The sequence below is a fragment of the Flavobacterium sp. LS1P28 genome (genome assembly GCF_003970335.1).
In the GTDB taxonomy this organism is placed as follows: domain Bacteria; phylum Bacteroidota; class Bacteroidia; order Flavobacteriales; family Flavobacteriaceae; genus Flavobacterium.
In genome coordinates, this window is sequence record NZ_RYDI01000002.1 from 133,819 (window position 1) to 147,735 (window position 13,917).

Here is a 13,917-nt window from a genome sequence, read left to right on the forward strand (position 1 = left end):
TAAGATTTTAATATTTATATATGTCATCAAACAAAAAATACTGGAAAAGTGTTGAAGAGCTAGATCAAAATAGTTCTGTTGTTGAGGCCCTTAGAAATAACGAATTTGTTGAAGAAATTCCTACGGATGAATTTTTAGGAAATGATGGTACTTTGTCATCTTCGTCAACATCACGTCGTGATTTTTTAAAGTACGTTGGTTTTAGCACAGCAGCAGCCACGCTTGCGGCTTGTGAAGGACCGGTTAACAAGTCTATTCCTTACGTGCTTCAGCCGGAACAAATTATCCCCGGAGTAGCCGATTATTATGCAACGTCAGTTTTTGATGGTTTTGACTTTGCAAATCTTTTGGTGAAAACACGTGAAGGGCGCCCTATTAAAATAGATAATAATACTATTCAAGGTGCTGCGTTTAGTGCTAATGCAAGAATTCATGCTTCTATTCTTTCGTTATACGACAGTATGCGTTTGAAGGAGCCAAAGATAGAAGGTAAAAATGCGGCTTGGTCTGCTGTTGATTCTAAAATAAAGTCTAGTATCGTTGCTGCTGCTGCAAAAGGCGGGCAAGTGGTGCTTTTGACTAATACATTGGCGAGTCCATCATCAGAAAAGCTTATTGCTGAATTTATTGCCAAAAATCCAAATGCGAAACATGTTGTTTACGATGCTGTTTCTTCTTCGGAGGCATTAGATGCTTTTGAAACTGTTTATGGAGAAAGAGCTTTAGTTAATTATGATTTTTCAAAAGCATCTCTTATCGTTTCTGTTGGAGCTGATTTTCTTGGAGACTGGCAAGGCGGGGGTTATGATTCGGGTTATACGCAAGGAAGAGTGCCAAAAGCAGGAAAAATGTCTCGTCATTTTCAGTTAGAAGCTAATATGACACTCTCGGGTGCTGCAGCTGATAAACGTTTGCCAATGTCTACGGCTAATCAAAAGCAAGCGTTAGTTCATATTTATAATGTGGTAACAGGTTCTTCTGTTGGCGTAACTTTAGAAGATAAATTTAAAGCTGAAGTTACTAAAGCGGCTCAGCAGTTAAAAGCTGCTGGTGCAAAAGGAGTTTTAGTTTCTGGTATTCAAGATAAAAATGCTCAGTTAGTAGTTTTGGCTGTCAATCAAGCATTGGCCAGTGAGGCTTTTACTACCTCTGGTGTAAGACAAATCAGAAAAGGTTCAAATGAAAAAGTGAATCAATTAATTAATGATATGAAAGCAGGAAGTGTTCATACGTTGATTATGAGTGGTGTTAATCCAGTCTATACTTTACCAGACAGCACTTCTTTTGTTGAAGCACTGAAGAAAGTTAATACATCAGTATCTTTTTCTTTGAAAGAAGATGAAACGGCTTTAGTAAGTACAATTGCAGCAGCTGTTCCTCATTATTTGGAATCATGGAATGATGTAAGTTTCACCAAAGGAACTTATGGGATTACTCAGCCTACGATCCGTCCTCTTTTTAATACCAAACAATTTCAGGATGTATTGTTGTCTTTAAATGGAATGACTGGTACATTTTACGATTATATTAAAGGGAATGCTTCGACAATAATAGCAGGTTCTTCTTGGAATAAAGTGTTGCATGATGGTGTTTATGTGGGTGTTGTACCAACTGTAGCTGCAGGTTCTGCTGATTATGGTGCTGCTGCAACTGCTTTGGCACAATCAAAAGCTTCTGAAGGACTAGAACTTGTTTTATACACCAAAACTGGTTTAGGGGATGGACAACAAGCAAACAACCCTTGGTTACAAGAATTTCCGGATCCAATTACAAGAGTTTCTTGGGATAACTATCTTACGGTTTCGAATGCTGATGCTAAGAAATATGATCTTTCGAATGAAATTGTTGCTAATGGGGGGTTAAACGGAAGTTATGCTAGCATTACCACAGCAGACGGAATTAAATTAGAAAATGTTCCTGTAATTGTGCAACCGGGTCAGGCTGTTGGTACTATTGGCTTGGCGTTAGGGTACGGTCGCAAAGCGGCTTTGAAGGAAGAAATGATGGTGGGTTTAAATGCCTATTCTTTATATAAAGGTTTCAATAATGTACAGTCAATAACCTTGGTGAAAGCTGAAGGTGAACATGAGTTTGCTTGTGTTCAAGGTCAGAAAACATTGATGGGAAGAGGGGATATTATAAAAGAAACATCTTTAGAAATTTTTAATACAAAAGATGCTCAAATTTGGAATCCTCAACCTATGGTGTCATTGGATCATAAGGAGGTAGAAGCTACTAAGGTAGATTTGTGGTCTTCATTTGATCGTTCTGTCGGGCATCATTTTAATCTTTCTATAGATTTAAATTCATGTACCGGTTGTGGTGCTTGTGTGATAGCATGTCATGCTGAAAATAACGTTCCTGTAGTAGGGAAAGCTGAGATTAGAAGAAGTCGTGATATGCACTGGTTGCGTATTGACAGGTATTATTCTTCCGAAAGTACTTTTGAAGGTGATAACGAAAGAAAAGAAAATATAGCAGGTTTATCAAGTTCATTATCTACATTTAATGAAATGGAAAAGGCAGGTGATAATCCTCAAGTTTCCTTTCAGCCTGTAATGTGTCAACATTGTAACCATGCGCCCTGTGAAACAGTTTGTCCAGTAGCGGCAACTTCACACTCGCGTCAAGGTCAAAATCATATGGCTTATAACAGATGCGTTGGTACGCGTTATTGTGCTAACAACTGTCCGTATAAAGTACGTCGTTTTAACTGGTTTTTATACAACAAAAACAGTGAATTTGATTATCATATGAATGATGATTTAGGACGTATGGTATTGAATCCGGATGTTAATGTTCGCTCTCGTGGAGTTATGGAAAAATGTTCAATGTGTATTCAAATGACACAAGCAACTATTTTGAAAGCTAAAAACGAAGGAAGAGTAATCATTGATGGTGAATTCCAAACGGCATGTTCAAATGCTTGTTCTAATGGAGCAATGAAATTTGGAGATATAAATGATAAAGATGCGGAAGTGGCTGCCTTAGTTGCTGACGAAAGGATGTATCATTTGTTGGAGCATGTTGGAACAAAACCTAATGTGATTTATCACGTTAAAGTTAGAAATACTTAGTACAAAAAAAGAATTAATTAAGAATCAATATAAAGGATTATGTCGTCTCACTACGAAGCAACCATTAGAAAACCCTTAGTTATAGGTGATAAAACTTATCATGATGTAACTGTAGATGTAGCAGCACCTGTTGAAGGTAAAGCAAATAAACATTGGTGGATTGTATTTTCAATTGCATTAATAGCCTTCCTTTGGGGTTTAGGTTGTATAATTTACACTGTTTCTACAGGTATTGGAACATGGGGGTTAAATAAAACTGTTGGATGGGCTTGGGATATCACGAACTTTGTTTGGTGGGTTGGTATTGGTCATGCTGGAACTTTAATTTCGGCAGTATTATTGCTTTTCCGTCAGCGTTGGAGAATGGCTATTAACCGTTCTGCTGAAGCAATGACAATTTTCTCTGTTATCCAGGCAGGTTTATTTCCAATTATTCACATGGGTCGTCCATGGTTAGCCTATTGGGTTTTACCAATTCCGAATCAATTTGGTTCTCTTTGGGTGAATTTTAACTCACCATTACTTTGGGATGTATTTGCAATTTCTACCTATCTTTCTGTTTCATTAGTATTTTGGTGGACTGGTTTATTACCTGATTTTGCCATGTTGCGTGACAGAGCAATAACTCCTTTTAATAAAAGAGTATATTCTATATTGAGTTTTGGTTGGAGCGGTAGAGCAAAAGACTGGCAACGATTTGAAGAAGTTTCTTTAGTTCTTGCAGGTTTAGCAACTCCGCTTGTGCTTTCGGTGCACACAATTGTATCAATGGATTTTGCCACGTCAGTTATTCCTGGCTGGCATACTACAATTTTTCCGCCTTACTTTGTTGCTGGAGCAGTTTTCTCAGGGTTTGCAATGGTAAATACGTTGCTGATTATTATGAGAAAAGTTTCAAATTTAGAAGCTTATATCACAGTTCAACACATTGAATTGATGAATATCGTAATCATGATTACAGGTTCAATTGTAGGTGTTGCTTATATTACGGAATTATTTGTTGCATGGTATTCCGGTGTAGAGTATGAACAATATGCTTTTTTAAACAGAGCTACTGGACCGTACTGGTGGGCTTATTGGTCTATGATGACTTGCAATGTTTTTTCTCCACAATTCATGTGGTTTAAAAAATTAAGAACAAGTATTATGTTTTCCTTTATAATTTCAATTGTAGTGAATATTGGAATGTGGTTTGAAAGATTTGTAATCATTGTAACTTCATTGCACAGGGATTATTTGCCATCTTCATGGACAATGTTCTCTCCTACATTTGTTGATATTGGAATTTTTATTGGAACTATAGGATTCTTCTTCGTACTGTTTTTACTCTATTCCAGAACATTTCCTGTGATAGCTCAGGCAGAGGTGAAAACAATTTTAAAAGGAACCGGAGATAATTACAAAAGAGAAAGAGAAGCAAATAAAGATTCACACCATGAGTAATAAAGTAATATACGCCATTTATAATGACGATGATATTTTGATGGATGCGGTTAAAAAAACCCGAGCAGCCCATCATCATATTGAAGAAGTTTTTACTCCATTCCCTGTACACGGTTTGGATAAAGCTATGGGAATTGCACCAACGAGATTAGCGATTTGTGCTTTCCTGTATGGTTGCGTAGGTATTTCGGTAGCAACAGCCATGATGAATTATATAATGATTCAAGATTGGCCTCAGGATATTGGTGGAAAGCCAAGTTTCAGTTATATTGAAAATATGCCAGCTTTTGTTCCAATTATGTTTGAACTTACAGTGTTCTTTTCTGCTCACTTAATGGTTATTACTTTTTATATGAGAAGTAAATTATGGCCTTTCAAAGAAGCGGAAAATCCTGATGTAAGAACCACAGATGACCATTTTTTAATGGAAGTTGCTGTAAACAATAATGAAGAGGAATTAGTTTCTTTTTTCCAAAGCACGGGAGCTGTAGAAGTTAAAGTAATAGAAAAGCATTAATTATAGATATGAAAAGCGTATATAAAATAACACTTTTATTTGGTATAACTATTTTAGTTTCCTCCTGCCATAATAATGCGGCACCAAACTATCAGTATTTTCCAAATATGTATGAGTCAGTAGGGTATGAAACTTATTCTGAATCAAATGCATTTAAAAATGGTAAAGAAGGACAACTTCCTGCTCAAGGATCCATAAACCGAGGGTTTGAGCCTTTTGAATACGAAAACTCTACGGCTGGATATGAGTTAGCTAAAGTGAATCTTAAATCTCCTTTAGACTCCTTAAGTAGAGAACCTGAAAAGGCAAAAGAACTTTTTGAAATTTATTGTATCAGTTGCCACGGTGCTTCTGGAAACGGTAAAGGTAAACTGGTAGAAAGAGAAAAATTTCTGGGTGTTCCTAGTTATAAAGATAGAGTTATTACTGAGGGAAGTATTTATCATGTAATAACGTATGGTTTGAATTCTATGGGCTCGCATGCAAACCAGTTGAGTGCCCATGAACGTTGGTTGGTTACTGACTATGTTCTAAAACTAAAAAGCGAATTATAATTGTTGAACAAACTGATCGTAATAGATATGTATACATTTTCAAGTAAATTAAAAACTTTTTCTTTCCTCTTAATGGCCATAGGCGTATTAGGGATTGGATATGGTTTTTGGAGTGCACCAAAGGATATTCAAGAAGTTGAAACTCTTCTTGCTGCTGAAAGCCATGGTAGTCATGGAGAAGTTAAACATGAAACTTCAAAACCTGTTGAAGAGCATGTTGTTTCTAACGGGCACGAGGAAGCTCAAAGTACAAAAGAGGGCAATGCAATAGTATCGCCTACGGACAGCACTTCAGAAGTTATTAATGAAGTTCATGAGAATTCGTTACACACCGAAGTAGCTGTAAAAAAGGGTGAACATGAAATTAGTGAAGAAGTGAAACATGCGGAACATTTGAATCATGTTTTGCATCAGTTGCAAAATAAGCCATGGGCTGCTTTTTATGTTGCCTGTATATTCTTTATGTTGGTGTCTTTGGGTGTTTTAGCTTTTTATGCTATTCAACAAGTAGCTCAGGCTGGTTGGTCGCCTGTTTTGTTTAGAGTTATGCAGGGTATAACGTCTTATTTACCAGTAGGGTCTGTTGTCTTTTTTATAGTATTATTGTTATGTGGTCTTCATCTTAATCATCTTTTTATATGGTTAGATCCTGAAGTTGTTGCTACGGATAAATTAATTGCGAATAAAGCGGGGTATTTAAATTTTCCTTTTTGGATTATTAGGGCAGCTATATTTTTGACTGGTTGGAATTTGTATCACTATTTTTCTAGAAAATATTGTTTAGCGCAAGATGATGCTAGTGATGATTTATTTTACAAGAAAAACTTTAAATTATCGGCTGTCTTCTTAGTTTTCTTTATTGTTACAGAATCGATAATGTCCTGGGACTGGATTATGTCTATCGATCCACATTGGTTTAGTACTTTATTTGGGTGGTATGTTTTTTCAAGTTTCTTTGTTAGTGGAATCACCACGATAGCATTAGTTACTTTGTATTTGAAATCTAGAGGTTTTTTAGAGCACGTTAATACGAGTCATATTCATGATTTAGCAAAATTCATGTTCGGTTTTAGTATATTTTGGACTTATTTATGGTTTTCACAATATATGCTTATTTGGTATGCTAATATTCCGGAAGAGGTAACTTATTATATAACTAGAATCGAATTATATAATATTCCGTTCTTTGGTGCTGTGGTTATGAATTTTGTATTTCCTTTGTTGATCTTAGTTAATACTGATTTTAAAAGAATTACATGGGTTTTAGTCATGGCAGGTGCCGTTATTTTGGTTGGACATTATATAGACTTTTTCAACATGATTATGCCAGGAACTGTTGGAGACAGATGGTTCATTGGGGTTTCAGAGATAGCTTCTGTTCTTTTCTTCCTTGGATTATTTATTTATGTTGTTTTTACAGCATTGACAAAAGTTCCTTTGTTGCCAAAAAGAAATCCATTTATTGAAGAAAGTAAACATTTCCATTATTAATATTTAAAGAAAAAAACAGATGACAAGTTTGTTGGTAATTATAGTTTTAGCTTTATTAGCTGTTGCTTTGTGGCAATTGACTAAAATATTCGATCTGACGCAAGTTGGATCCAATTCCGATAGCTCTGAAGTAGCTACAGATAATGACAATAACGTTCAAGGTTATTTAATGTTTGGTTTTTTGGCCTTTATTTATATTTTTTCAATATATGGTTTGTTTGCTTGGGGACCTTTAGTCCTTCATACATCTGCTTCTGCTCATGGTGAACAAGTGGATTATTTGATGAACATAACTTGGATTCTTATCTTTATTGTGCAAGCTATTACTCAGGTTTTATTGCATTATTTTGCTTTCAAATACAGAGGAAAAAAAGATCAAAAGGCACTTTATTTTGCCGATAATAATAAATTAGAAGCTATTTGGAGCGTTATTCCTGCAGTAGTTTTGGCAGGATTAATACTTTATGGATTGTATGCTTGGAATAATATTATGTTTGTTGATGAAGATGAAGATACAATCGTAATCGAATTATATGCGCAACAGTTTAACTGGAAAGCCAGATATTCAGGAGAGGATAACGTACTTGGAAAAGCAAATGTAAGGTTTATCGAAGGTGCAAATGCTGTAGGAGTTGATTTATCGGATCCATATTCTCAAGATGATATATTGGTAACAGAATTGCATATTCCAAAAGGGAAGAAAATTCATTTCAAAATGCGTTCTCAAGACGTTTTACATTCTGCTTACATGCCTCACTTTAGAGCGCAAATGAATTGTGTTCCTGGTATGGTAACTGAGTTCGCTTTTGAGCCTGTTTATACCACTGTAGAATACAGAGAATTGCCTTATATGGTTGAAAAAGTTGCAAATATTAATGCTTTAAGGGCTAAGAAAAGTGTTGGTTTGGTGGCAAAAGGAGAGGCAGCTTTAGATCCTTATACTTTTGATTATCTGTTACTTTGTAATAAAATTTGTGGTACATCTCATTACAACATGCAAATGAAGATCATTGTAGATACTCCTGAAGACTATAAAGCTTGGTTGAAAGAGAAGGCTACTATCGTTAATGAAGTTAAAGCAGCTTTAGCTACGCCAGCTCCTGTAGATACTGGAGCAAGTACTGATACTGCTGCTGCTGTAACGGCAATGAAATAATATTATAAAAAAAATTTAAAGTAAACATATATGTCAGCAGAAGGTCACGATCACGCAATAGATCACGAACACGAACATCACCATAAAGACACTTTTATTACTAAATATATTTTTAGTATTGATCATAAGATGATTGCCAAACAATACCTAATTACGGGTATCATTATGGGGATTATTGGTGTTGGGATGTCTATGCTTTTTAGAATGCAATTAGCATGGCCGGAAGAATCTTTCCGAATATTTAATATTTTACTAGGGGATAAATTTGCTCCTAATGGAGTCATGGCTAATGATATTTACTTAGCATTGGTTACTATTCATGGAACAATAATGGTTTTCTTTGTTTTAACGGCTGCCCTGAGTGGTACTTTTAGTAACTTATTGATTCCACTTCAAATTGGAGCGCGAGATATGGCATCCGGTTTTATGAATATGATTTCGTATTGGTTGTTTTTCTTATCTAGTGTAATAATGATTAGTTCCCTTTTTGTTGAGGCTGGTCCTGCTTCTTCAGGATGGACGATATATCCTCCCTTAAGTGCTTTACCACAAGCTATTCCTGGTTCGGGTATGGGTATGACATTATGGTTAATTTCAATGGCTATTTTTATTGCATCTTCTTTAATGGGATCTTTGAACTATGTTGTTACGGTAATTAACTTAAGGACTAAGGGAATGTCTATGACTCGATTACCACTTACTATATGGGCTTTCTTTGTGACTGCTATTATTGGTATAGTATCTTTTCCTGTTCTTTTATCAGCTGCTTTATTATTGATTTTTGATAGAAGCTTTGGTACTTCATTTTTCTTATCTGATATTTATATTGCAGGGGAAGTGTTGCATTATCAAGGAGGTTCTCCAGTATTGTTTGAGCATTTATTCTGGTTTTTAGGTCACCCTGAAGTTTATATAGTTTTATTACCTGCTTTGGGTATTACTTCTGAAGTGATTGCTACAAATTCTCGTAAACCAATTTTTGGTTACAGAGCAATGATTATGTCAATTATTGCAATTGCATTCTTATCGACGATAGTGTGGGGGCATCATATGTTTGTCTCCGGTATGAATCCGTTTTTAGGATCTGTATTTACATTTACAACATTGTTAATTGCGATACCTTCAGCGGTAAAAGCGTTTAATTATATTACAACATTGTGGAAAGGAAATTTACAATTGAATCCGGCTATGCTGTTTTCTATTGGATTGGTTTCTACATTTATTACAGGTGGTTTAACAGGGATTATTCTTGGGGATAGTACACTTGATATTAATGTACACGATACTTATTTTGTTGTAGCTCACTTTCACTTGGTAATGGGAATTTCTGCACTTTATGGAATGTTTGCAGGTATTTATCACTGGTTTCCAAGATTATTTGGAAGAATGTTAAACAAGAATCTTGGATATGTACACTTTTGGGTAACTGCAATTTGTGCCTATGGAGTTTTCTTTCCGATGCACTTTATTGGACTAGCGGGTCTGCCAAGACGTTACTATACTAACACCAACTTTCCGTTATTTGATGATTTACAAAATGTTAACGTTTTGATCACAATATTTGCTTTAATTGGTGGTGCCTTTCAATTGGTTTTCTTGTACAATTTTTTCAGTAGTATCTTCTACGGTAAAAAATCAGTAATGAATCCTTGGAAATCAAATACATTAGAGTGGACTGCACCTGTGGAACATATTCATGGGAACTGGCCAGGAGAAATTCCTGAGGTTCATCGTTGGCCTTATGACTACAGTAATCCAGCTCATGATGTAGATTTTGTACCTCAAAATGTTCCAATGAAAGAAGGTGAAGAAGTTTTACATCACTAAAATATAAAAAAAGCCTCGCGAAAGTAGAGGCTTTTTTTAGGACATTACTCAATTTTCATCCCTTTTGTAAGTGTGTAATCACTGTATTTATAGAAGGGTTCAATTGTTAATGCAGTGCATTCTACAACCATTGTGGTGTCTGGATTTTGTTTGAATGAATAAAAAAATAACATACTGAAATAGATTGCTTGATACTATTGCTTTTTTATTTATAGCATTTTAAATTTAAATTTATAATTCAATATTGCTTTGCTATCTTTGTTATATGAATGAAAATTTAGACCCAACAGCAAATGGTTACAATTCAGAAGAGCTAGATCTTGAAAAAAAATTGAGACCACTTTCTTTTGATGATTTTGCAGGACAAGACCAAATATTAGAAAATCTGAAAGTTTTTGTTCAGGCTGCAAATCAACGAAATGAAGCACTTGATCACACGCTGTTTCATGGTCCACCTGGCTTAGGAAAAACAACATTAGCCAATATTCTTGCCAATGAATTGCAAGTGGGAATCAAAATTACTTCCGGTCCGGTTTTAGACAAACCTGGAGATTTAGCCGGTTTACTGACTAATCTAGAAGAAAGAGACGTTTTATTTATTGATGAAATTCATCGTTTGAGTCCAATAGTAGAAGAATATTTGTATTCTGCTATGGAGGATTTTAAGATTGATATCATGATTGAATCTGGACCTAATGCAAGAACCGTCCAAATCAATCTAAATCCATTTACCTTAATTGGAGCCACCACGCGTTCTGGTTTATTAACCGCTCCTATGAGAGCGCGTTTTGGAATTTCTTCCCGCTTACAATATTACACCACTGAGTTACTCACCACAATCGTAGAAAGAAGTGCTACTATATTTAAAATGCCTATATCCATGGAGGCAGCTATAGAAATAGCTGGTCGTAGTCGTGGAACTCCTCGCATCGCGAACGCATTGTTACGGCGTGTGCGTGATTTTGCCCAGATAAAAGGGAATGGCACTATCGATATAGAAATTGCCCGTTACGCCTTAAAAGCACTTAATGTAGATGCTCATGGCCTGGACGAGATGGATAATAAAATACTAAATACAATCATCGATAAATTCAAAGGCGGACCTGTAGGTTTATCTACTTTGGCGACAGCTGTATCTGAAAGCAGTGAAACAATCGAGGAAGTCTATGAACCATTTTTGATTCAGGAAGGTTTTATTATGCGTACGCCAAGAGGTAGAGAAGTTACCGATAAAGCATATCAACATTTAGGGAAATTAAAAACAAACAATCAAGGCGGTTTATTCTGATTTTTAGGAGCTGTTTCCCGCTTTCCGCTGTATTTCCGATATAGAAAAACAAGGCTTTTTCAGCCGTAGTTTTTGTTAATCGGGAGACGCCGATGCTATCAGGTCTTGAAATCCCGTTTATTAACTTCTATTTTTTAACTATTAATACAAAAGCGACATACACGCAATTTATCAAATCTGAAGCGAAACGTCTCGGATTTTTATCCTGTGGAATAGCTAAAGCTGGTTTCTTGGAACAAGAAGCACCGCGGTTAGAAAACTGGTTGGAGAACAATAGAAATGGCCAAATGTCCTATATGGAAAACCATTTTGACAAGCGTTTAAATCCAACTTTACTCGTTGAGGATGCTAAAAGTGTAGTTTCACTGTTGTTAAATTATTATCCAGAAGACCTGCAAAATACAGATTCTTATAAGATTTCAAAATATGCGTACGGTCAGGATTATCATTTTGTGATCAAGGAAAAACTCAAAGAATTTTTATTTTCTATTCAATCTACAATCGGAGATGTTTCTGGTCGGGCCTTTGTAGATTCTGCTCCAGTCCTTGACAAAGCTTGGGCTGCCAAAAGTGGTTTGGGTTGGATAGGCAAAAACAGTAATTTATTGACACAAAAAGTAGGGTCTTTTTACTTTATCGCGGAACTCATTATCGATTTAGATTTAGACTATGACAATCCTACAACCGATCATTGTGGTACGTGTACAGCTTGTATAGATGCGTGCCCTACAGCGGCAATAGTTGCGCCTTATGTAGTAGATGGTAGCAAATGCATTTCCTATTTTACAATTGAATTAAAAGAAAATATCCCTCAGGAGATGAAAGGTAAATTTGATGAATGGGCTTTTGGATGCGATGTGTGTCAGGATGTTTGTCCTTGGAACAAGTTTTCAAAAGCACATAAGGAACCTTTATTTAACCCAAATCCAGAATTACTGTCCTTGTCCAAAAAAGATTGGATAGAAATTACTGAAGAAACATTTAAAGCTGTTTTTAAAAACTCACCACTTAAAAGAGCCAAGTTTCAAGGATTAAAAAGGAATATTGATTTTTTACAGTAACGAAATTTTGAAACTTAATTTATTTGAATTTTGTAGAAGATTCTCTAACAATAATGCTTGTTTCTAATTCAACAGTTCTTGGAGTAAAAGGAATTCCTTCTTTATGACAATTCATTTCTTCTAACAATAAGTTAAAAGATTCAATTCCCATTTCATGGCTTGGCTGATCTACAGTACTAAGTTTTGGAGTCAGTACTTGCGATATAAACCAATTGCTAAAACCAATTACCGCTACTTGTTCCGGGACATTGATTTTGTTTTCATTAAAATAGTCTAATACTCCCACTGCTACCAGATCTGTTATAGCAAATATGCCGTCTATATCAGCATGCTCCTGAATAATCTGTTTAGCAAAATATCTTCCTTCTTCAAAAGTCACATTTTCACATGCAAAAACTAATTTTGTGTCAAAAGGAATGTTATTTTTCTCTAATGCTTTTTTATATCCAATATACCGATCTATTGAATTTTGTGGATTCAATGGCCCTCTAATGTGTGCTATTTTTCTACAACCAGTGTCGATTAAGTGTTGCACTGCATTAAAGGCCGCTTTTTGGTCATCAATTATTACTTTCGAGCATTTAGAAAGCTTTGCTATTTTGTCAAACATAACAAAAGGAATATTTCTATTCATTATTTCTTTTATATGATCATCATTATTGGACTCATTTGATAAGGACATGATGATTCCGTCAACTCTTTTGTTTATAAGCAGTTCTACTTGTTTTTTTTCTAAAGCCAGCGTCTCATTTGATTGTAAAATGATTACTAAATAGCCATTTTTTTCAGCTTCGTTGATGATGGCATTGACCACATTCGAAAAAAAATGATGCACTACTTCAGGAATAATTAGACCAATGGTTTTTGATTCTTTTGTTCTTAAATTTACAGCAAAACTATTAGGAGTATAGTGTAATTGCTGGGCAAGTTCAATTACCGCTTTTTTAGTTTTTTCACTAACATCAGGGTAATTTTTAAGCGCTTTTGAAACAGTCGTTATTGAAATTCCCAGTTTTGTTGCAATTTCCTTAAGAGTAATGTCTTTCATGAATCGAATTTCTACGTATTTAATTTTAAGAAAAGGTGTTTATAGTAACTTTGCTGTGCGTCCTTTTTCAGTCTTTGACATAGGTATAAAAAAGACTATAAGTTCAAATATTCCTTACCAAGGTATTGATTTTTATCTTATTTCTGTAATTTTTTAATAATAAAACAAATTATTACACATTCGTTACATAAACTAATTGGATCTGCCATTTTTAGTAAAGGCGGGAACATCCTAGGTTGACGTTCTTTCATTTATACGTGTTCCGATCTTAATGTACTTAAAACCAGAAGGGAATTGTTTTCTTTAATAGATTTCGGCATTCCTTCAATGACTCTGAAACGTGGGTTTTAGAAATCCGTAATTGAGTGGCTATTTCGTTGATAATGGGATTTTTCAAAGTTCAATACTTTTGTTTAAAACCCTAAAAAAAAGAACAATAACTTTTTTGTTATCCC

At 35.1% G+C, this 13,917-nt stretch carries 10 protein-coding genes; 9 read left to right on the plus strand and 1 reads right to left on the minus strand.

What is annotated here, in order from left to right; translation table 11 throughout:
- Nucleotides 1–20 precede the first annotated feature (20 nt).
- The 9 genes from EKL97_RS02570 to queG all read left to right on the plus strand — a co-directional run bounded on the left by EKL97_RS02570 (nt 21) and on the right by queG (nt 12,414).
- Entirely contained in the window at nt 21–3,077 is a 3,057-nt protein-coding gene (locus EKL97_RS02570) for a TAT-variant-translocated molybdopterin oxidoreductase (RefSeq protein WP_126568006.1), read from the plus strand.
- A 39-nt stretch (nt 3,078–3,116) separates the two neighbouring features.
- Entirely contained in the window at nt 3,117–4,520 is a 1,404-nt protein-coding gene (nrfD, locus tag EKL97_RS02575) for an NrfD/PsrC family molybdoenzyme membrane anchor subunit (RefSeq protein WP_126458410.1), read from the plus strand.
- Nucleotides 4,513–5,037, plus strand: a complete 525-nt coding sequence (locus EKL97_RS02580; RefSeq protein WP_126458413.1) for a DUF3341 domain-containing protein — start codon at nt 4,513–4,515, stop codon at nt 5,035–5,037. The genes nrfD and EKL97_RS02580 overlap by 8 nt, the downstream gene beginning before the upstream one ends.
- 8 nt (nt 5,038–5,045) lie before the next feature.
- Nucleotides 5,046–5,591, plus strand: coding sequence for a c-type cytochrome (locus EKL97_RS02585; RefSeq protein ID WP_126458417.1), 546 nt, complete (start codon nt 5,046–5,048; stop codon nt 5,589–5,591).
- Nucleotides 5,592–5,618: 27 nt separating this feature from the next.
- On the plus strand, nt 5,619–7,082 hold the full coding sequence (locus EKL97_RS02590; RefSeq protein ID WP_126563488.1) for a quinol:cytochrome C oxidoreductase: 1,464 nt from the start codon (nt 5,619–5,621) through the stop codon (nt 7,080–7,082).
- 19 nt (nt 7,083–7,101) lie between these two features.
- On the plus strand, nt 7,102–8,238 hold the full coding sequence (locus EKL97_RS02595) for a cytochrome c oxidase subunit II (protein WP_126553157.1): 1,137 nt from the start codon (nt 7,102–7,104) through the stop codon (nt 8,236–8,238).
- Between the two features lie 30 nt (nt 8,239–8,268).
- Nucleotides 8,269–10,065 (plus strand): cbb3-type cytochrome c oxidase subunit I, encoded by a 1,797-nt coding sequence (locus EKL97_RS02600; protein WP_126562636.1) that lies wholly within the window; start codon nt 8,269–8,271, stop codon nt 10,063–10,065.
- A 265-nt stretch (nt 10,066–10,330) separates the two neighbouring features.
- Nucleotides 10,331–11,353: a Holliday junction branch migration DNA helicase RuvB gene (ruvB, locus tag EKL97_RS02605; protein ID WP_126454217.1), complete on the plus strand. Its 1,023-nt coding sequence runs from the start codon at nt 10,331–10,333 to the stop codon at nt 11,351–11,353.
- A gap of 92 nt (nt 11,354–11,445) precedes the next feature.
- Complete coding sequence (gene queG / locus EKL97_RS02610; RefSeq protein WP_126568008.1) at nt 11,446–12,414, plus strand: tRNA epoxyqueuosine(34) reductase QueG; 969 nt, start codon at nt 11,446–11,448, stop codon at nt 12,412–12,414.
- Nucleotides 12,415–12,433: 19 nt separating this feature from the next.
- On the opposite strand, the gene EKL97_RS02615 is transcribed toward queG, so the two are convergent.
- Nucleotides 12,434–13,462, minus strand: a complete 1,029-nt coding sequence (locus EKL97_RS02615) for a LacI family DNA-binding transcriptional regulator (protein WP_126458431.1) — start codon at nt 13,460–13,462, stop codon at nt 12,434–12,436.
- Between the last annotated feature and the right edge of the window lie 455 nt (nt 13,463–13,917).